Here is a 19646-nt window from a genome sequence, read left to right as displayed (position 1 = left end):
CCGGTTTCCGATCGACGAGCTGTCCGGTAGCGGCCGTCCACGGTCGACGGTGGCGTCCGGTAGTGCCCGTCCACGGTCGACGGTGGCGTCCTGGTCGCGCCGATCCGCCCGGTCCGGCTAATCTCCGATCGCATGGACCTGAACGGCAGGACGGCATTGGTCACCGGGGGCTCGCGGGGGATCGGCCGGGCGATCGTCCGACGGCTCGCCGAGGCCGGCGCCCGGGTGGTCTTCACCTACCGCGACGACCGGGCGGCGGCCGACGAAGTCGTCGGCCGATTCGAGGGTACGGTCGCGGTCCGCGCCGACCAGGCGGACCTGGCCAGCCTGGAGCCGATGTTCGCACCGGTCCGCGACGGACTGGACATCCTGGTCAACAACGCCGGGATCGGGCCGGCCACGCCGATCGCCGAGCTGACGGCCGAGGAGTTCGACCGGGTGATGACGGTCAACGCCAAGTTTCCGCTGCTGGCGATGCGGGAGGCGGCCACCCTGCTGCGCGACGGCGGCCGGATCGTCAACATCTCCACCCTGAACACCGTGCTGCCGGCTCCGGGTCTCGCCCTCTACTGCGGCAGCAAGGCCGCGCTCGAGCAGTTCACGGCGGTGGCCGCCCGGGAACTCGGCGCCCGGGGCATCACCGTCAATACCGTGACGCCCGGCGCCACCGACACCGACATGCTCCGGGGGGCGAACCCGGCCGAGACGCTGGCCCAGGCCACCACCCTGACCGCACTGGGGCGGCTCGGCCAGCCGGAGGACATCGCCGCCGTCGTGGCCTACCTGGTCGGGCCGGACGCGCAGTGGATCACCGGGCAGAACATCCGGGCGACCGGCGGCCTGCTGGTCTGAGCTGCGCGCCGACGGACTGGGCTCGCCCACGCGGGGTCAGACCCGGTCGCGGTCAGACCCGGTCGAGGGGGCGGTGCGGCTCGGGGGGCAACTCGACGGTGATCTCGTCGCCGGGCCGGATCTCGCCGCCCTCGCGCACCACGCCCATGATCCCGGCGAGCCGGTCGGGGCCGGTGTTGGGCTTCGCGCCGGTCGCCTGGCGGGCGTTCGTCAGCCGGCCACCGAACCGTCAGGGGGCGACGGGAAAGTAGCCGGGGGCGGCCCCGGACAGACAACCGAGTCGCAGGGGTGGCGCGGTCTTGCCATAAAACCTACTAAGCAGATAGGTTTTATGGGCTACCATCGCAGCTAGTGGCACGCCTCCCCTGAGGACCAGAGATGATCTCGATTTCTTCGCACCCGCGAACGAGCGGACCGGATCCGCTGGCGATCGCCCACCGGTACGCCTCGGACGCGGCCGGTCCCGCCGGCTGGCCGGTGCCGCTGCGCTTCGATCCGGCGCAGCGCTGGTACCACCGTCTGGCCAGCGCCGTCGACCACGAGGTGTGGCTGCTCACCTGGCTGCCCGGCCAGCACACCGACCTGCACGACCACGGCGGAGCCGCCGGTGCCTTCCTGGTCGTCTCCGGAACGCTTGTCGAGGAGACGGTGGCCAACGGCCGGCTGCGTCCCCGGCAACTCGGTGCCGGTGCCGGTCGCCGGTTCGGCGCCCGACACGTGCACCAGGTCAGCAATGCCGGTGACCGGCCCGCCGTCAGCGTGCACGTCTACCGTCCCGCACTGCGCAGCATGACCCGCTACCGGCTCGACGGTGGGCGGCTGCGGGTCGCGGAGGTGGCCGAGGCCGGAGTCGCCTGGTGACCGGGCGCGGCATCCGACACGAGTTCCGGATTCGAGACGAGTGCCGGACCCGACCCGACGGAAGGACAGCACGGTGAATCCGACCTACCTCCGGGAGCCGCTCGACGGCTGTCGTGGAGCGCAGGCCCCGGCCGGTTCGCGGAGCATCGACGAGATCCTCGCCGCCGCCCGGGTGCGGCTGCGCCGCCTGGACCCGGAAGCGGGGCACCTCGCCGCCCGCGCCGGTGCGGTACTCGTGGACATCCGCCCCGCCGCACAGCGGGCCGCCACCGGCGCGATCCCCGGCGCGCTGGTGGTGGAACGGAACGTCCTGGAGTGGCGCTTCGATCCTCGCAGTACCGCTCGGCTCCCGATCGCCGACCGGTACGACCTGCCGGTCGTCGTCTTCTGTCAGGAGGGGTACACCTCGTCGCTGGCCGCCGTCGCGCTCCAGGACCTCGGCCTGCACCGGGCCACCGACATCGTCGGCGGTTTCGTCGCCTGGCGCGGGCTCGGGCTGCCGGCCTTCGGGCCGACCGACGTCTTCGCCCAACCCGACCTCGTCCCGCCGGCGATCCCCCGGCGGGCGCTCACCTGACCCGCGCGCCACCGCACGCGGGCGGACCGGACCAACGTCCCACGAAGGAGTCTCCATGTCGGTCGTCGCCATCCACCCGCGTACGCCGTCGCCGGCCGGGCCGAACCGGGCGGGAGCACCCCGGCGCCGGTCACCGGCCGCCGAGACCGCACCGGTCGTCCGGGTCACCGTCGACCTGCCGCTGGTCGGCGGACGGTACTCCCCTGAGTTGACCATGCTGCTGGGGCTGGTTCGCCAACTGCGTGACCAGGGCGCCGACGTGCTGACCGAGACCCGCCTGCCGGACGGCACCGCCTCCGCCCTGCCCGATGGCGCCGTGTCCGCCGCCCTGCCGGACGGCGCGTCCATGCCCGCGGCGGACATTGGGACCGGACTGCTGCGGGTGCTTACCGCGCCCCGGGTGGTGCTCCGGAACGGGCGGCCGGTCCCGTTCACCCGGCTGGAGTTCGATCTGCTGGTCTTCCTGGCCCGCAACCCCCGGCGGGTGTTCACCCGGTTGCAGTTGCTCAGCAACGTCTGGGGCTACGAGCACGCCATCGCCCGCACCGTGGACGTGCACGTGCGCCGGCTGCGTGCCAAGGTGCCCCCGTCGATGCGGCTGGTGACCACTGTGCACGGCATCGGCTACCGGCTCGCCGACGACGCTCCGGTGCGGATTGACGACGCTGCCTGAGCCTCCCGGCCAGGGTTCAGCCGAGCAGGGCGGCGATCGCAGTGAGCGAGAGGGCGGCGACGACTGTGGAGAGCACCACGACGTCCCGGGCGTGCGACTGCGCCTGCCGGTAGTGGGTGGCGAAGACGAAGACGTTCTGTGCGGTCGGCAGGGCCGAGGTGACCACGGCGGCGAGCAGGGCCGGCCCGGTCAGCCCCAGCGCGTACCGGGCGATCAGGTACGCCACCGCCGGCTGCACGACGATCTTGAGGGTGACGGCGACGTACCGCTGGGCGGCCCCGGGACCGGGTGCCAGGGGGCGACTGCCCGGCAGTGACATGCCCAGGGCGAGCAGGGCCAGCGGGACGGCCGCCGAGCCGACCAGGTCGAACGGGCGCAGCAGTTCGGCCGGCGGCTGCCAGCCGGAGAGCGAGACCAGCACCCCGCCCGCCGAACCGAGCATGATCGGGTTGCGGGTCGGCAGCAGGGCCAGCCGGCGTACCGACAGCCCCCGGTCGGTGGTGGTCACGTCCAGCACCCCCAGGAACAGCGGGGCCGCCAGCAGCACCTGGAAGATCAGCACGGGGGCGACGAAGGAGACGTCGCCGAGCACGTACGCGGCGACCGGCAGCCCCAGGTTGGCCGCGTTGACGTACGACGCAGACATCGCCCCGACGGTCGTCTCGCCGGCCGGGCGGCGCCAGCCGAAGTGCGCCACGAGCAGATAGACCGCCGCCACGATCACGGTACTCAGCACGAACGCGGCGAGCGCCGGGGTGGCCAGATCGGCCACTGTGGACCGGGCCAGGGTGCCGAAGAGCAGTGCCGGCGTGGCGATCAGGAAGACCAGCCGGGCGATGACGGTGGTGCCGTGCGGACCGAGCAGGTTGTACCGCCCGACGAGGTAGCCGACCAGGGTCACCGACCAGATCACGCCGAATCCCGTCAGCACCCCCCGCATGTTGACCATCCTGCCGGGTGTGCGGAGCGCGAACGGATCTGGTACTAAGAGCGAGCAAGTGATTTCGTTGAGTTTGTCGATTGTCACATTCATGCATCGTCGTGTCCCCTTGACCCTCGCCCCGGTGCCCGGAAGCATCGAGTCAGCGGCGGTTCGGGCCGTGGGGGAACACCCGGAGCAGCCAAGGAGAACCATGTCGGTCAGCCCCGCCTCCTCGCGTACCGGGTGGCACAGCGCCCAGCCGGTCGGCCCCGGCCGACCGCCCGGGGCGTCCCGCCGGCCCGCCGGGTCGAGCGCGCCGACACTTACGGTGACACTGAGCATCCCGCTGGTCGGCAACGACGAGGTGCTGACGGCACCGGCCCGCCGGCTGCTGGAGGCGGCCCGCGAACTGGTCGAACGGGGCGAGGCGACGATCAGCGGTGGTTTCGTCGGCCAGCCGGAACGCCGCGCCGAGGCCGCCGCGCCGCGTACTCCGGCCCGGCCGGGCACCTCCACCGCGACCGGGGCCAACGAGATGCACATCCTCGCCGCCTCCCGGTCCGTGCTGCTCGGCGGCGAGCCGCTGCCACTCACCAGGCTGGAGTTCGACCTGCTGATGCACCTGGTGGCGCATCCCCGGCGGGTCTTCACCCGGCTCCAGCTCCTCACCGCGGTCTGGGGCTACGAGCACACCGGGGTACGCACCGTGGACGTGCACATCCGGCGGCTGCGCGGCAAGGTCGGCGACGTACCGTTGATCACCACCGTCTACGGGGTCGGCTACCGGCTGGCCGACGACGCCGTGGTGACAATCGACCGCAACGCCTGAGTCGGGGCCACCGCCGCGTCCTTCGGTGAGCGACAGCGTCAGGGGGTGGGGCCGGCGTCCCGGGCCAACAGGGCCGCCTGCACCCGGTTCGTGCAGTCGAGTTTGGCCAGGATCCGGCTCACGTAGGTTTTGATGGTCAGCTCGGTCATCCGCAGCCGCCGGCCCACCTCCGCGTTGGACAGACCCTCGGCTACCAGGCGCAGGATCTCCGACTCGCGGGCGGTAAGCGCCGCCAGCCGGTCCCGCGCCTGCCGTTGCCGTTGCCGCTGCGCCGGTTCCGGCGCCACCATGCCGAGCAGCAGCCGGGTGATCGCGGGGGAGAGGTAGGCGTCGCCGTCGTGCGCGGCCCGGACGGCCAGGATCAGCTCCTCCGGCGTGCAGTTCTTCAGCACGAACCCGGCGACCCGGGCCTGCACCGCGCGCAGCACGTTCGGCTCCGCGCCGAACGAGGTGAGCATCACCACCCGCAGTCCGGGCAGCCGCCGGCCAAGTTCGTCGACGACGTCGAGCCCGTCCAGCACCGGCATCCGGATGTCGAGCAGCGCCACGTCGACCCGGTGCCGCAACGCCGCGTCGACGGCCGCGCCGCCGTCGGAGGCCTCGGCGACCACCTCGACGTCGCCGGCCGACTCCAGCACCGCGCGGATGCCGGCCCTGATCAGCGGCTCGTCGTCGGCGAGCAACACCCTGATCATCTCAGCGCACCCCCAGCAGCATGCTCGCCGGCATCGCCACGAACATCAGGGCCGCGGTGACGAGCCCGAGGACGAGGGTACGGATTCCCGGCCGTCCGGGCGGTTCCACGCGCTCGTCGGCCGGCCCGGCGGCGGGCAGCATCGCGAGCAGCCGCCAGCACCGGGCGCCGCTGTCCGGGTGGGCGGAATCCCCGGCCTCGACGATCCGGTACGCGACGAAGCCGCCCGCCTGCTCCGCCCGTTCCCGCAGCCCCGTCAGCCCGTGCCCCGTCAGCCCGTGTGCCGTCAGTTCGTGCCCCGCCTGCCCGTGCGGGGCCGGTGCTCCGGCCTCGGGCAGCGGGTTGTCGACGGTGAGCAGCAGCGCGTCCGTCTCCCAGCGCAGTCCCACCGTCACCGGCCGCCCCGGTGCGTGCTTGAGCGCGTTCGTCAGCCCTTCCTCCACCACCCGGTACGCCGCCTGCCCGGCCGCCTCCCCCAGCGGCACCGCCTCGCCCTCCTCGCGCAGCTCGACCGGCATCCCGGCGGCCCGGAACTCCGCCACCAGCGGGCCGATCCGGTCCGTCCCCGTTGCCCGCCGGTCGGCACCGGACCCGCCGCGCAACGCACCCACCAGCTCGTAGAGCTCGTCCAGGGCGCCGCGTGCCGCCCCGGCGAGCTGCCGCACCGCCTGCCGCTGCACCGGCGGCAGTTCGGCCACCTCCAGTGCGGCGGCCTGCACCGAGACGAGGCTGAGCCGGTGGCCGAGCGAGTCGTGCATGTCCCGGGCGATCCGCAGCCGCTCCCGGAGCTGCTCCTGCTCGGCGAGCAGCTCCCGTTCCCGGCGCAGCTGCCGGTTGTGCCGGTCGAGGCTGGCGACCAGCCGTTCGTGCTGGGCCAGGTATCGCCCGACCAGCACCGGAAGCAGGGCGAAGACCAGGTACGTCGAGACCAGGTTCGGGATCGTCCGCGGATCGGCCGGCGCGGTCAGCAGCTCCACGGCGAGCGCGCCGCCCAACGCCCCGGCCAGCGTCACGGTGCCGGCCCGGGTCAGTGACTCCCGCCCAGCGTGGTAGGCGGCCCAGAGCAGCAGCACGTACCCGCCGTCGGAGAGCGCGAGGAGCAGCAGCGCGCCGATCAGCCCGGCGACCGCGGCCCGGTGCCGTACTCCGATGACCACCGCCACCAGCGTGGCGTGCCAGAGCACCGCCGAGGGTGCCGGTTCGCGGGCGCCGGCCAGCGCGAACCCGGTCTCGGCGAGCAGCACGACGACGGGGAGTACGACGACGGGCAGCAGGTGTCGGCGCATGCCAGCAGGTTACGTCCACCGCCAACCCCGCCGGAACGTCGAGCGACGCGTCGACGTTGGTGGACGGAGTGACCCACTTTCGAGGACTGTCCCGGCGACCGGCGCCGCCTAGCGTGACGGGCGTGATCGAGGTGTACGGGCTCAGCAAGCGCTACGGCAGGACCCTGGCGGTGGACGGGATCTCCTGCACGATCCGCCCCGGGCAGGTGACCGGCTTCCTCGGCCCGAACGGCGCGGGCAAGTCGACGACGATGCGGATGATCCTCGGCCTGGACCGCCCGAGCGCCGGCCGGGTACTCGTCGACGGCCGGAGCTATCCCGAGCACCCGGTGCCGCTGCGTGCGGTCGGGGCGCTCTTGGAGGCACGGTCGGCGCACCCGGGACGCCGCGCGTACCACCACCTGCTGTGGCTGGCGCAGAGCAACCGGATCCCGCGTTCCCGGGTCGCCGAGGTGCTCGCCCTGGTCGGCCTGGAGAGCGTGTCGAGGCGGCGGGTCGGTACCTTCTCGCTCGGCATGGTGCAGCGGCTCGGCATCGCCGCCGCACTCCTCGGCGACCCGCCGGTGCTGCTCTTCGACGAGCCGGTGAACGGGCTGGACCCGGAGGGCATCCGGTGGATCCGGGAGCTGATGCGCGGGCTCGCGGCCGAGGGGCGGACGGTCCTCGTCTCCAGCCACCTGATGAGCGAGATGGCGCTGACCGCGGAGCACCTGGTGGTGATCGGGCAGGGCCGGCTGCTCGCCGACACCGGGATGCGGGAGTTCGTGGCGGCGAACTCGGGTTCGGCGGTCCGGATCCTTACCCCGGAGCCGGAGCGGCTGCGCGACGTACTGGCGGCTGCCGGAATCCGGGTCGAGGCGGGGGAGGACGGTGCGCTGCTGGCGTACGACGTCGAGACCGCCCGGGTCGGCGACCTAATCGCGGCCAACCGGCTGACCGTGCACGAGGTGGGCGTGCGGCAGGCATCCCTGGAGGAGGCGTTCATGCGGCTGACCGCCACGGCGGTGCGGTACCGATCCGTCGGAGGCGAACGGTGAATACGGCGACCGGGACCCCCGGGATCGGCGCGGTGCTGCTGGCCGAGCTGACGAAGATCCGTACCCTCCGGTCGACCGTCTGGACACTGCTGCCGACGGTCGTCCTCGGCGTCGGCGTCAGCCTGCTGGCCGGGCTGAGCTTCGCCACCCAGAGCCCGGCGCAGCGGCTCGATTTCGACCCGCTGTTCCCCGCCTTCTACGGCCTGACGCTCGGACAGCTTCCACTGGTGGTCTTCGGGATCCTGGTGATGGCGGGGGAGTACAGCTCCGGCACCATCCGGGTCACCTTGCTCGCGGTGCCGCGCCGGGGCCACTGCTACCTCGGCAAGGTGCTCGGCACGGCGCTGCTCGCCGCCGCCGTCGCACTGCCCACCGTGCTGGTCTGCTTCTTCGCCGCGCAGGCCGCGCTCGGCCGGTACGGCGTCGGCCTCGGTGCCGAGGGTGCCCTGCCGGCGCTGGTCGGCGGTTTCCTGCACCTGGTGCTGCTCTGCCTCTTCGCGCTCGGCGTCGCGGCGATGCTGCGCAGTCCGGTACGCGCGCTGGCGGTGCTGCTGCCGATCTTCTTCCTCGGCTCGCAGGGGCTCGGCAACATCCCCGGGCTGCGTAAGGTCACCCAGTATCTGCCGGACCAGACGAGCTGGGTGATCCTGCACCTCGCCGGGTCGCAGGACGAGGCCCGCTGGGCCCGGGACTACGGTGCGTGGACCGGGATCGCCCTCCTCCTGCTCTGGACCGCCGCCTCCCTGCTCGGCGGCTACCTGGTACTACGCCGCCGCGACGCCTGAGCCGATCCGCTCGCCCGCCGCCGGCCCGCGCCGGTTCGGTCACCCGTGCCGGCCGGCAGGCTTCGCCTGTCCCGCCGCCCATCTCCGGCGCGCGTCGGCTGGGTCACCCTCCCGGCCGGGAGGCTTCGTCCGGTCCGGGTCGGGGCAGGATGGTCGGATGAGGGTCCGCCCGATCACGCCCGAGCTGCTGGTGCAGGAGCTTGCCGACCGGCTGGCCGCCGAGCGCGCCGACGGCTGGTTGCGGGTGGCCGTCGACGGGCCGCCGGCCGCCGAGCCGGACCGGCTCGCGGACGCGCTTGTCGACCCGCTGCGGGTCCGGGGCCGCCCGGCGGTACGGATCGACGCGGCGGACTTCCTCCGGCCGGCGTCACTCCGCTACGAGCAGGGGCGGACCAATCCGGACGCCTACTATCTCGGCTGGCTCGACGAGCCGGGACTGCGCCGTGAGGTACTCGATCCCGCCGGTCCGGCCGGCTCGGGGCGGATCCTGCCGTCGCTGTGGAACGCCGAGACCGACCGGGCCACCCGGGCCGGGTACCTGACCTTGCCGCCCGGCGGTGTGCTGCTGGTGAGCGGGCCGATCCTGCTCGGCGGCAGCCTCCCCTTCGACGTGGCGGTGCATCTCGTGCTCTCGCCCGGCGCGCTGGCCCGGCGTACTCCGCAGGCGCAGCGGTGGACCCTGCCGGCGTTCGCCCGGTATGCCGACGAGGTGGCCCCGACGACCTTCGCCGACGTCGTCGTCCGACTCGACGACCCCCGCCATCCCGCCCTCGTCGAGTGACGCCACCGCCGCGGCCGGTGGCGAACCCCAGCCCTTCCCGGCGGCGGGAAGTTGGCGGTTTGGCGGGCTGGAGGGTGGGGTAATCGCGCTGCTCAGAACGGAGCGACCCGGACAATACCGTTCAGGCGACGCATCCGATCCTTCGACGGAAAGGCAGGCAGCGCATGCTCGTCAACGAGGCAATCGGCACCCGCCGCTCGGCGGCCGACGGCGACCAGATCCGCCGCGCCCTGCAGGCCCGCTACGACGAGCTGACCGTCGAGTACGACGAGACGTTGGCGCAGAGCCAGGTGCTCCGGCTGGTCGAGGTCGGCGACACGGCCGGCGACGACCAGGCGGACAGCGGTACGAAGACGGCCGAGCGGGACACCGCACAGTCGCTGCTGCGCACCATCCTCGACCGGCGGGCCCAGTTCGAGCACGCGCTCAGTCGGCTGGCCGAGGGGACGTACGGCTGGTGTGAGGGCTGCGGTGACTCGATTCCGGTGGAGCGGCTGGAGATCTTCCCGTCCGCCACCACCTGTGTCACCTGCAAGCAGTCCCGGGAACGCCGGGCGGCCTGAGCGGACGCCGTCGACGACGACGCCAGGTGGACCGCCCGCCCGTTCCGCGGCGCCGCTCCCGGCTTGCCCGTCCTGCCCGGAGCAGGTGAACTGGGGTCATGGGTGAGATCAAGGTCGGCACGGCCTCGTGGACCGACCGGACCCTGCTGGAGTCGGGCTGGTATCCGGCGGGCGCGGACACTCCGGAGCGGCGGCTGGCCTACTATGCCGAGCGGTTTCCACTTGTCGAGGTCGACGCCACCTACTATTCGCCGCCCGCGCAGCGGACCGCCGAACTGTGGGTCGGGCGCACCCCGGCCGGGTTCACCTTCAACGTCAAGGCGTTCAGCCTGCTCACCGGGCACCCGACCCGGGTCTCCGCGCTCTACAAGGACCTGCGGCCGGAGACGGAGAAGCGCAACGTCTATCCCGGCGACCTGACGGCGCAGGCGTACGAGGAGGTGTGGACCCGGTTCCTCTCCGCGTTGGAGCCGCTGGCCGGGGCCGGGAAACTCGGTGCGCTGCTGTTCCAGTTCCCGCCCTGGTTCACCATCAAGCGGGACAACAAGCAGTATCTGCTGGAGGTTTCCCGGCGCTGCGGTCCGCTGCGGCCGGTTTTCGAGTTCCGGCACGCCTCCTGGTTCGCCGACGGCAACCGGGAGGAGACCCTGGGGTTCCTCCGCGAGCACGAGTTGGCGTACGTCTCGGTCGACATGCCGCAGGGACACCGCTCGTCGGTGCCGCCGGTGCTGGCCGCCACCGCCGACCTGGCGGTGGTCCGGTTCCACGGGCACAGTGACAAGTGGACCAGCAAGGACATCCACCAGAAGTTCGGCTACCACTACTCGGAGCGGGAGTTGGCGGACTGGGCGCCCAAGCTGCGCGAACTCGCCGACGAGACGACCGAGACACACGTGTTGTTCAACAACTGCTATCGCGACTACGCGCAGACGAACGCGGCGCGGCTCAACGACCTCCTCGCCGGTTGAGCGACGCCGCCGGCAACCATGGAAGCACCGGGGCGCGCAGTACGGAAGCTCGACCGGATCATTCGTTTATTCCTCGAACACGTCATGGTTACGCGGAAGGTCGAGCGTTCCGCGAGCGGGCTCTCCGTTGTCAACTCGTACCCATTCGCGGCCAGCGGAATCGAAGAAATTCACAGTCACAAATGCGGGTTGTAACTCGCTGCCGCTCCTGCGCGGCTCAGGCCCGTCCGGGAGCGGCCACTTTGCTGATGCGCGCAGCTCACTGTGTGGGCCAATAACCTCACCCACTCGCAGAATATAGCCCCGGGGCCGCTCTACCGACGAGAGCAGGGCCGAAACTCCACGAACCGGCTCGGCTCCGTAATTAGCCACGGTAACGGAGAATGTGAGCAGTCTTTTACCGTTTTCGGTTCTGGACACGGTCGCCTTCACACTCCGGTGCTGGACTGCCCGGGCTGCGGTCTTCTCCGCCTCGGCCCGCTCCTCCCGGAGTTGTTTCCGAGCCTCCCGCGCCTGCTGGCGCTCGTGCACCAGCAGCCAGGCGGCGGCGACCGCAGCGGCGGCACCGGCCAGCACCCCGGTGATGCTGCCCCAGCCCTGCATCCAGTCGGTTACCTTCGGCGCCTCGGTGCCGGCCGGCGGGTCGAACGCCATCGACACCACGAAGGCCAGGAACACGAACGCGGCCACGCCGGACAGGACGCAGCCGGTCAGCAGCCAGGGCAGCCAGCGGTCACGACGAGGAGTCACCCGAGGCACGGTAGCGAGCCGGTGCTACGGCGTTGCTCCGCTGCCCTCCCGGCCGGCGGTCGGCTGCGTGGTTCCGGTGCGGCGTTGCTGCTTCAGCCGAGCACACCGGTCAGGGCAGCCACGAGCACGGTGTCGAACGGGTCCGCCGGTCCGCCCTCGGCCGCGCCGTCGGCGAGCAGCGCGGCGATCCGGGGGTGCGCGCCCGAAGCGGCCACGTGGGCAAGGTAGCTGGCCTGGCGCCGGGTGCCGGGTGCGGTAGCGGCCAGCTCGTTCTGGACGAATAGCGCGGTCAGAGCGTTCAGCAGGGCGAAGGCCTCGAGTTTCCGCCCGGGTGCGGCGGGATGGTCGGCGAGCACGTCGAGCACGTGTTCGAGCAGGTCGATCCCGTGTGGTCCGAGGGTGGGGCGGCTGACGACCAGGGTCGGCAACCACGGATGCCGACGCATGATCTGGCGGGTCTGCCGGCCGACCGCGAGCAGGTCGGCCTGCCAGTCACCGGTGGGAGCGGAGAGGGCGTACTCGGCCGCGACGCTGTCGGTCATCAGGTCGAGCAGATCCTCCCGGTTGGCCACGTAGCGGTAGAGCGAGGCGGCACCGGTGCCCAGGGCGGCGGCGACGCGCCGCATGGAGACGGCTTCGAGGCCCTCCCGGTCGGCCACCGCCAGCGCGGCGGTGGTGATCTCCGTGCGGCTGCGCTCGGCGGGGCGTCCGACCGGTGCCTGCTCCCGGCGCATCCAGATCGTCGATTCGTGTTCCGGCACTGCTCCTCCTCGTCGACGCCAGCCTACCGCCTCGGGTACGCTGTTCGCGAACACCGTTTGCGAATGGAGGTCCCGATGCCGCGCTTTGCCGACAACGGCGGAATCCGCATCGCGTTCGAGGAGCTGGGCGGCGCGGGCGGTGAACCGCTGCTGCTGGTCATGGGACTGGGCGTCTCGCGGTTCTGGTGGCCCGCCGGGCTGGTCGGCGAGCTGGTGCGTCGCGGGTTTCACGTCGTGGCCTACGACCAGCGCGACGCGGGCGAGTCCACCCACCTGCCCGACCACCCCGCCGGCTCGCCGATCGGTGCCCTGCTCCGGCGCCCGGCCCCCGCCTACAGCGCCGAGGACCTGACCGACGACGCGGTCGCCGTGCTGGACGCCCTCGGCTGGCCGCGTGCGCACGTCTTCGGGCACTCCCTGGGCGGGCTGGTGGCGCAGCGCATCGCGATCCGCCACCCGGCGCGGGTACTGACCGTCAGCACCTCTGCGGCCGTGCCCAGCGACGCGAGGGGTCTGGGCGTACTCCGCTACCTGCGCCCGACGACCGTGGCGCGGTTCGCCCGGCTGCGCGCCCCGGACACCCCGGCGGGCCGGCTGGCCCTGGCGGTGGCCGTCGTCGACGTCCTGGCACCCGGCCGGCACGTCGACGAGCGCGACGTGCGCGAGTTCGTCGACAAGGACGCCGCGCACGGGGTCACCAGCCTCCGGGACGCCGGGGCGCAGAGCCGTCAGGTCGGCGCGAAGTGGCAGGGGGACCGGCTCGACCGGATCACCGCACCGACCCTGGTGTTGCACGGCGACCGCGACCCGTTGCTGCGGACGGCGGCGGCCCGGGACATCGCCGCCGCCGTACCCGGCGCCCGGCTGCGCATCCTGCCCGGCCTGGGGCACTTCGTCACCAGTGAGCACTGGACCAGCTACGCCGACGAGATCCGCCGGCTCGCCCGGCAGGGGCGCCCGACCGGCCCGGCACGCGACGGCAGCTAGCGGGATTCACCCGGCCGGGGTGAGCGGGCCTCACCCCGGGGAGGGCGAGCATGGCAAGGGTGGGCAGTAGCCGAGCCGGGACGGGGGAACAGTCGTGCCGAACAATTCGTACTCGGTCTTCGAGTCGTCGCTGGACAAGACCAACCTCATCCTCAAGGACATCGAGCAGGCGTACGGGTGGCCGAAGGAGCGCCGCAACCAGTCGTACGCGGCGCTGCGGACCGTACTGCACCTGCTCCGGGACCGGCTGCCGGTGCAGGAGAGCGTGCACTTCGCGGCCCAGTTGCCGGTGCTGGTGCGCGGGATCTACTTCGAGGGCTGGGAGCCGAGCGTCGTCCCGATCAAGCTGAACCGGGAGGAGTTCCTCTACGAGGTGCGGGCCGGGTTCCCGTTCGACGTCGAGGGCGGCCCGGCGACCGTGGTGAACACGGTGCTGAACGCGCTGCGTCGGCACGTCACCGAGGGCGAGTGGGACGACGTCAGGTCGAGCATGCCGAACGATTTCGCGACGATCATGCCGTAGCGGTCGTGCGGGTGGGTGTGCCCCCGGCCGGCGGGAGACGGTCAGCTGACCCGGAACGCCGCGGTGCCGGGCGAGCCCGGGCGACGGTCAGGGTGTCCGGGCGGCGGTCACGGTGTCCGACTGACCGGGACGCCGCGGTGCCGGGCGAGCGCGGCGAGTGCGCCCGCGTCGACGATCGCCGCGCCGCCCGGGTCGTTGTTGAAGTAGACGAAGACCGGCTCGGCACCGGGATAGGTCGTGCCGATCCGGTCCAGCCAGGAGCGCAGCGCCGTCCTGCCGTACCGGGGGCGGGGCTCGGCGCGGCCCTCGTGCAGCCGCAGGTAACCGAAGTCGGCGGTACGCCACAGCGGGGTCACCGGCCGGCCGCGCCGGTCCGCCCAGCAGAGCGCGGCGCCGTACCGTTCGAGTACCCGCCGGGTTGCCGCCGTCCACCAGGACGGATGCCTCGGCTCCACCGCGACCCGCACCCCGGCGGGGAACCGGGCCAGCACCTCGGCCAGCGCCGCGACGTCGGCGGGCAGGTTGGGCGGCAGTTGCACCAGTACCGGGCCGAGCCGGTCGCCGAGCGCGGTGGCCCGGTCGAGGAACCGGGCGACGGGTTCGGCCGGCTCCCGCAGCCGCTTGACGTGCGTCAGGTAGCGGCTCATCTTGACCGCCACACAGAAGTCGTCCGGGGTACGGGCGCGCCAGGCGGCGAAGACGTCCCGTTCGGGCAGCCGGTAGAAGGCGTTGTTCACCTCGACCGTGCTGAACCGTTCCGCGTAGTGCTCCAGCCAGCGCCGCTGCGGCAGGCCGGTGTAGAACCGGTCCCGCCAGTCGCGGTACTGCCACCCGGAGGTGCCGACGAGGATCATCTCCGGTCAGTATGCCGGCTCGGCCGCCCCGGCACATGTCGAGCGACCACCGCACCGGGTGGGCCCGGCGCCCCAACCGCCGACCATCGGGGCGCCGGGCGGGCGGGTCGGCGAGCCCTCTCAGTCTCCCGCCGGCGGAGAGCGCCGGAGGGGGAAGTCGAGGCGCGCACAGGCCGCGCCGTCACGGTGCGGCAGGGTCAGTGCAGGGTCACCTCGGCGACGAACTGCCGCCGGTGGTCCACCCGCCGCTCGGGCCCGGTCAGCCGGACCGGGACGGTGTGCCGGTGGTCGTCGCTGGAGGCGGAGAGCCGTAGCTCCAGGTCGCCGGGCTCGACCACCCGATAGCCGAGCCGGCCGGTGAACGAGGAGAGGTCGGCGTGCACCCGGAAGTCCACCTGCCGGGTCTGGCCCGCTTCGAGCGGCACCCGGGCGTAGCCGATCAGCCGGACCACCGGGCGGTTCACCTGGGCCACCGGGTCGTGCAGGTAGAGCTGCACGACCTCGACGCCGGCCCGGTCGCCGTCGTTGCGGACCGAGACCGAGACGCTGACCTCGCCGTCGGTCGGCACCTCCACCGGGCCGTCCGGCGCTGCACCCTCGACCGACACCTCCGGCCAGCTGAACCAGGTGTACGACAGGCCGTGGCCGAACGGGAAGAGCGGAGTCGGGTCGACGCTGCTTACCTCGGTCTTCTGGCCCAGCGTCGTGCTGAGGTAACTGGTCGGCTGGCCGCCCGGGTTGCGCGGCATGCTCACCGGCAGCCGGCCGGACGGGCTGACCGCACCGCTGAGCACCCGGGCCACCGCCGGCCCGCCCTCCTCGCCGGGGAAGAACGCCTGCACCACCGCGGCGAGCCGGTCGACGGTGTCGCCGAGCGCGTAGGGGCGGCCGGCGAGCAACACCAGCACCACCGGGGTTCCGGTGTCCAGCAGCGCCGCCAGCAGTTCGGCCTGGGCGCCGGGCAGGCGCAGGTCGTCGACGTCGCAGCCCTCGCCGGAGGTGCCGCGGCCGAAGAGTCCGGCCCGGTCGCCGAGTACCGCCACGCAGACGTCCGCTTCGGAGGCCACCGCGGCGGCCGTGCTGATCGCCTCGGCGTCGAGTTCGGCCGGGCCGTCCACGGTGCCGCCGGGCGCGTACTTGATCGGGGTTTCCGGCATCTCGGCCCGGAGCGCGGCCAGCAGGGTGCGGACCTCGACGCCCTCCGGCAGTTCCGGGTGCTGCGGGCCGACGTGACTGGGGAAGGTGTAGCAGCCGAGCATCCCGGCGACGTCGTCGGCGAGCGGGCCGACCATGGCGATCCGGCTCTGCGGGCGCAGCGGGAGTACGTCGGAGTTCGTCAGGAGTACCACGGACTCCTCGGCGATCTCCCGGGCCAGCGCCCGGTTGGCCGGCGGGTCGAGGTCGACGGAGCCCTCGAGGACGCCCGGCACTTCGCCGTTGCTCCGCTCGGCGCCGTCGGCGAGCACGGGCGGCACCGGTGACCAGTCCGGGTCGAGCAGGCCGAGTTCGCACTTCTGCCGGAGCACCCGGGTGACCGCCCGGTCGACAAGCGACTCCGGCACGGTGCCGGCCCGGACCGCCTCGAGCAGCGGGGTGCCGTAGGCGTGGCCGGCCGGCAGTTCGACGTCCACCCCGGCGGTCAGGGCGAGCACCGCCGCCTCGGACAGGTCGGCCGCGACGCTGTTCAGCCGGTGCAGGAAGCTGATCCCGAAGTAGTCGGCGACGACGGTGCCGGTGAAGCCCCAGCGATCCCGGAGCAGCACGGTGAGCAGCTCGGGGTCGGCGGCCGGCGGCACGCCGTCGACGTCGTTGTAGGCGTGCATCACCGACCTGGCGCCGCCGTCGCGCAGCGCCATCTCGAAGGGCGGCAGGAGCACGTCGGCCAGCTCCCGGGAACCGATGCTGACCGGACCGTGGTTGCGGCCCGCCCGGGAGGCGGAGTAGCCGACGAAGTGCTTCAGGGTGGCCACCACGCCGGTCGACTCCAGCCCCCGGACGTACGCGGTGCCGAGGGTGGCAACCAGGTAGGGATCCTCGCCGAGGGACTCCTCGCAGCGTCCCCAGCGCAGGTCGCGGATCACGTCGATCACGGGCGCCAGTCCCTGGTGCACGCCGACCATCCGCAACACCGAGCCGATCTGCCGGCCCATCCGCTCGATCAGCTCCGGGTGGAAGGTCGCACCCCAGGCCAGCGGCGTGGGATAGACGGTCGCCTTCCAGGTCATGAAGCCGGTCAGGCACTCCTCGTGCGCGATGGCCGGGATGCCGAAGCGGCTGGCGGCGACGATCTCCTGCTGCATCCGGGCCAGGGCGCGGGCGCCGAGGGCGGGGTCGATGGGTGCGGTGCCGAACGGGCGGGTGAGCTGGCCGAGGCCGGCGCTGATCATCGACCGCCAGTCGGGTGCCTCGCTGGTCATCTCCTGCTGGTGCGGCGCCAGGTCCTCGCCGGTGGAGTCGCCGCCGACCCAGACGCCGTACAGCTGGGCGACCTTCTCCTCCAGCGTGAGCCGGCCGACCAGGTCCTCGACCCGCCGGGCCACGGGCAGTCGCGGGTCCTGCCAGCGGGGCAGGTCGCCGGGAGCGGCGTCGCCGTCCGGTGCCGCGTCCTGGCCGGTCCGGGCAGCGGCGAGCTTTCCGTCGTGCGGATGCCCGTCGTGCACCCCCGTGACCTCAAGCCGCTCGACCTCGATCGTCGTCCGACCCGGGTCGGCGGCATTGCGGTTGCTGCTCACGAGCAGACTCCTGTCGCTTGTTGCTGAACTCTTCGGCGCCGCCGCACGCCGGACCGACGATCTGGACGCGGGCGCAGACGTACTTCCGACATGTTTCCGGAAAGTCCGGCCCGCGTCGAGAGGGTACCTCGCGGAAAGTAGCTTGGAGGTTTCCGGAGGGCGCAAGCCTTGACCGTAGGTTCACAGCGTCGTAGCGTGCGCCGCATCACACTGAATTATCGGGCGGGCAGCCGAAAGTTTGCGGATCGTCCGGCTCTCGCCCGGGTGCGGAACCTCCGGCTGCCACCGCGAGCGCGTCGGCGGCGACGCGTGCGAAGGGATGGCGGTGACTACTCCTCGAACCAGCAGAACCGTATCCCACCCTTTGGGTGCGGGTCCGGCGAGAGTGATGGTCATCTCCGCCGGGGCGGGTCCCGGCTGAACACTTCCCGGGGCGTCGGGGGCGCATCCGGGTGCGACGGGCGGGGCGACCCGCCGAGGACGCGGGCGAGCCGGCCGGGCGGGGACCGGCTCGTCCGCCCTCGGCGGAGCTGATCTAGACCGCGACCGGCGTCGGTGCTACATTGACAATCATCTTTGTCTCGTCGGGCGGTCGTGCTCACGCCAGAGCCTCGTCCGCCTGGAGGTGCGACATGCGGAGCAGTCGACTTCTCGTCACCGGTGCGGCACTGACCGTCGTACTCGGCGGGGCCGGGTTCGCCGTCGCCGACACGACGGCGGCACCGGGCGACGGGGTGGGGGTGCGGGCCGCCGGGGATTTCGACTTCAGCCGGCCGCAGACCGTCGCCACCAACCTCCAGGCCCCCTGGGGGATGGCCTTCCTGCCAGACGGCAGCGCGCTGGTCGCCGAACGGGACACCGCCCGGGTCGTGCAGATCCGTCCCGGGCAGAGCCCGCAGCAGGTCGCCACCATCTCCGGCGTCTCGCCCGGCGGCGAGGCCGGGTTGCTCGGCCTCGCGGTCTCGCCGACGTACGCCAGCGACCGCTACGTGTACGCCTACTTCACCTCGGCCAGCGACAACCGGATCGTCCGGTTCCGGCTCGACGCGCCGCAGACCCAGACGCCGATCCTCACCGGGCTGGCCCGGGCCAACTTCCACGACGGCGGGCGGATCGCCTTCGGCCCCGACGGCATGCTCTATGCCGGCGTCGGCGATGCCGGCCAGACCGCCAACGCGCAGAACCCGTCCAGCCGCAACGGCAAGATCCTGCGGATGCGCCCGGACGGCAGTGCCCCACCGGACAACCCGACCGCCGGCTCGCTCGTCTACAGTATGGGCCACCGCAACGTGCAGGGGCTCGCCTGGGACGCGCAGGGCCGGCTCTACGCCAGCGAGTTCGGGCAGAACAGCTGGGACGAGGTCAACTACATCGTGCCGGGCGGCAACTACGGCTGGCCGACGGTGGAGGGCCAGGGCAACGACCCCCGGTTCCGCAACCCGATCGTCACCTGGACGACCGCCGAAGCCTCACCGAGCGGTGCCACCATCGACGGCAACATGCTCTTCGTCGCGGCCCTGCGCGGCACCCGGCTCTGGCAGGTACCGCTCAACGGAAGCGGCGGGGTCTCCGGCAGCCCGATCGCCAGGCTGACCGGCCAGTACGGTCGGCTGCGTACCGTCGAACGCGCCCCGGACGGATCGCTCTGGGTGGCCACCAGCAACCGGGACGGCCGTGGCAGCCCGGCCGCCACCGACGACCGGATCCTGCGGTTCCTGCCGCTCGACGCGACGCCGCCGCCGACCACCAGGCCGCCCACCTCGTCGCCGACGCCGAGCCTGCCGCCGACGGTGCCGCCGACCACCACCCCGCCGCCGACCACCACCCCGCCGGCCACCAGCACCCCGCCGCCGGCCGGCGGTGCCTGCACCGCGACCTACCGGCAGACGAACCAGTGGCAGGGCGGCTTCCAGGCCGAGGTGACGGTCCGGAACACCAGCACCGGCACGCTGAACGGCTGGACCGTGCGGTGGACCTTCGGCAACGGGCAGACGATCACACAGCTCTGGAGCGGCACGCTGACCGCGAGCGGATCGTCGGTCACGGTCCGGAACGTCAGCTGGAACGGCACACTCAGTCCCAACGCGTCGGCCACCTTCGGCTTCACCGGCTCGTGGAACGGCACCAACAACCCGCCGGGCGAACTCACCTGCACCAGTCCCTGACCCCGGCCGGCGCTGGCCGGACGCCCCGGCCGAGGCTGCCCGGCCG

20 protein-coding genes are annotated in these 19646 nt (G+C 72.7%); 13 read left to right on the top strand and 7 right to left on the bottom strand.

Translation table 11 applies throughout. The features are described from left to right. Positions 1–132: 132 nt before the first annotated feature. The 4 genes from O7626_RS15390 to O7626_RS15375 all read left to right on the top strand — a co-directional run bounded on the left by O7626_RS15390 (position 133) and on the right by O7626_RS15375 (position 2963). Positions 133–852 (top strand): SDR family oxidoreductase, encoded by a 720-nt coding sequence (locus O7626_RS15390; RefSeq protein WP_278061845.1) that lies wholly within the window; start codon positions 133–135, stop codon positions 850–852. Between the two features lie 378 nt (positions 853–1230). Further along, a complete protein-coding gene (locus tag O7626_RS15385; protein ID WP_278061844.1) occupies positions 1231–1713 on the top strand; it encodes a cysteine dioxygenase family protein in 483 nt (160 codons plus the stop codon). A gap of 73 nt (positions 1714–1786) precedes the next feature. After that, positions 1787–2290 (top strand): rhodanese-like domain-containing protein, encoded by a 504-nt coding sequence (locus tag O7626_RS15380; RefSeq protein WP_347404790.1) that lies wholly within the window; start codon positions 1787–1789, stop codon positions 2288–2290. Between the two features lie 55 nt (positions 2291–2345). Then, on the top strand, positions 2346–2963 hold the full coding sequence (locus tag O7626_RS15375; RefSeq protein WP_278061843.1) for a winged helix-turn-helix domain-containing protein: 618 nt from the start codon (positions 2346–2348) through the stop codon (positions 2961–2963). A 16-nt stretch (positions 2964–2979) separates the two neighbouring features. Here O7626_RS15375 and O7626_RS15370 read toward each other — a convergent pair whose 3' ends face one another. After that, positions 2980–3903 carry an AEC family transporter gene (locus O7626_RS15370; RefSeq protein ID WP_278061842.1) on the bottom strand — a complete coding sequence of 308 codons (924 nt, stop codon included), beginning with the start codon at positions 3901–3903 and terminating at the stop codon, positions 2980–2982. 310 nt (positions 3904–4213) lie between these two features. Between O7626_RS15370 and O7626_RS15365 the strand changes: the two genes are divergently transcribed. Then, the gene (locus O7626_RS15365; protein WP_278061841.1) at positions 4214–4714 is read left to right on the top strand and encodes a winged helix-turn-helix domain-containing protein; all 501 of its coding nucleotides are present in this window, start codon (positions 4214–4216) and stop codon (positions 4712–4714) included. Between the two features lie 38 nt (positions 4715–4752). Here the strand turns inward: O7626_RS15365 and O7626_RS15360 are convergent, their stop codons facing one another. Further along, entirely contained in the window at positions 4753–5409 is a 657-nt protein-coding gene (locus O7626_RS15360; protein ID WP_278061840.1) for a response regulator transcription factor, read from the bottom strand. Position 5410: 1 nt separating this feature from the next. Continuing rightward, on the bottom strand, positions 5411–6694 hold the full coding sequence (locus tag O7626_RS15355) for a histidine kinase (protein ID WP_278061839.1): 1284 nt from the start codon (positions 6692–6694) through the stop codon (positions 5411–5413). A gap of 122 nt (positions 6695–6816) precedes the next feature. Here O7626_RS15355 and O7626_RS15350 point away from each other — a divergent pair, with 122 nt between their 5' ends. The 5 genes from O7626_RS15350 to O7626_RS15330 all read left to right on the top strand — a co-directional run bounded on the left by O7626_RS15350 (position 6817) and on the right by O7626_RS15330 (position 10828). Further along, positions 6817–7731: an ATP-binding cassette domain-containing protein gene (locus tag O7626_RS15350; RefSeq protein WP_278061838.1), complete on the top strand. Its 915-nt coding sequence runs from the start codon at positions 6817–6819 to the stop codon at positions 7729–7731. Continuing rightward, positions 7728–8516: an ABC transporter permease subunit gene (locus O7626_RS15345; protein WP_278061837.1), complete on the top strand. Its 789-nt coding sequence runs from the start codon at positions 7728–7730 to the stop codon at positions 8514–8516. The genes O7626_RS15350 and O7626_RS15345 overlap by 4 nt, the downstream gene beginning before the upstream one ends. A gap of 157 nt (positions 8517–8673) precedes the next feature. Continuing rightward, a complete protein-coding gene (locus O7626_RS15340) occupies positions 8674–9297 on the top strand; it encodes a uridine kinase (protein WP_278061836.1) in 624 nt (207 codons plus the stop codon). 164 nt (positions 9298–9461) lie between these two features. After that, positions 9462–9860, top strand: coding sequence for a TraR/DksA C4-type zinc finger protein (locus O7626_RS15335; RefSeq protein WP_278061835.1), 399 nt, complete (start codon positions 9462–9464; stop codon positions 9858–9860). Between the two features lie 98 nt (positions 9861–9958). Next, positions 9959–10828, top strand: a complete 870-nt coding sequence (locus O7626_RS15330) for a DUF72 domain-containing protein (protein ID WP_278061834.1) — start codon at positions 9959–9961, stop codon at positions 10826–10828. Positions 10829–10894: 66 nt separating this feature from the next. Here O7626_RS15330 and O7626_RS15325 read toward each other — a convergent pair whose 3' ends face one another. Both O7626_RS15325 and O7626_RS15320 read right to left on the bottom strand, forming a co-directional pair. Further along, positions 10895–11578: a hypothetical protein gene (locus tag O7626_RS15325; protein WP_278061833.1), complete on the bottom strand. Its 684-nt coding sequence runs from the start codon at positions 11576–11578 to the stop codon at positions 10895–10897. Between the two features lie 92 nt (positions 11579–11670). Continuing rightward, positions 11671–12339, bottom strand: a complete 669-nt coding sequence (locus tag O7626_RS15320; protein WP_278061832.1) for a TetR/AcrR family transcriptional regulator — start codon at positions 12337–12339, stop codon at positions 11671–11673. A gap of 75 nt (positions 12340–12414) precedes the next feature. On the opposite strand from O7626_RS15320, the gene O7626_RS15315 reads away from it, so the two are divergent. Both O7626_RS15315 and O7626_RS15310 read left to right on the top strand, forming a co-directional pair. Then, the gene (locus O7626_RS15315; protein WP_278061831.1) at positions 12415–13326 is read left to right on the top strand and encodes an alpha/beta hydrolase; all 912 of its coding nucleotides are present in this window, start codon (positions 12415–12417) and stop codon (positions 13324–13326) included. 94 nt (positions 13327–13420) lie between these two features. Further along, positions 13421–13849, top strand: a complete 429-nt coding sequence (locus O7626_RS15310; RefSeq protein WP_278061830.1) for a DUF2267 domain-containing protein — start codon at positions 13421–13423, stop codon at positions 13847–13849. A gap of 107 nt (positions 13850–13956) precedes the next feature. Here O7626_RS15310 and O7626_RS15305 read toward each other — a convergent pair whose 3' ends face one another. Then, the gene (locus tag O7626_RS15305) at positions 13957–14703 is read right to left on the bottom strand and encodes a DUF72 domain-containing protein (RefSeq protein WP_278061829.1); all 747 of its coding nucleotides are present in this window, start codon (positions 14701–14703) and stop codon (positions 13957–13959) included. 197 nt (positions 14704–14900) lie between these two features. Next, complete coding sequence (locus tag O7626_RS15300; protein WP_278061828.1) at positions 14901–17435, bottom strand: glycoside hydrolase family 3 N-terminal domain-containing protein; 2535 nt, start codon at positions 17433–17435, stop codon at positions 14901–14903. A gap of 632 nt (positions 17436–18067) precedes the next feature. Between O7626_RS15300 and O7626_RS15295 the strand changes: the two genes are divergently transcribed. Next, entirely contained in the window at positions 18068–19600 is a 1533-nt protein-coding gene (locus O7626_RS15295) for a PQQ-dependent sugar dehydrogenase (protein WP_278061827.1), read from the top strand. Positions 19601–19646: the final 46 nt, after the last annotated feature.

The sequence above is a fragment of the Micromonospora sp. WMMD1102 genome (genome assembly GCF_029626265.1).
Lineage (GTDB): Bacteria > Actinomycetota > Actinomycetes > Mycobacteriales > Micromonosporaceae > Plantactinospora.
This window is presented reverse-complemented; position numbering and strand designations above follow the sequence as displayed.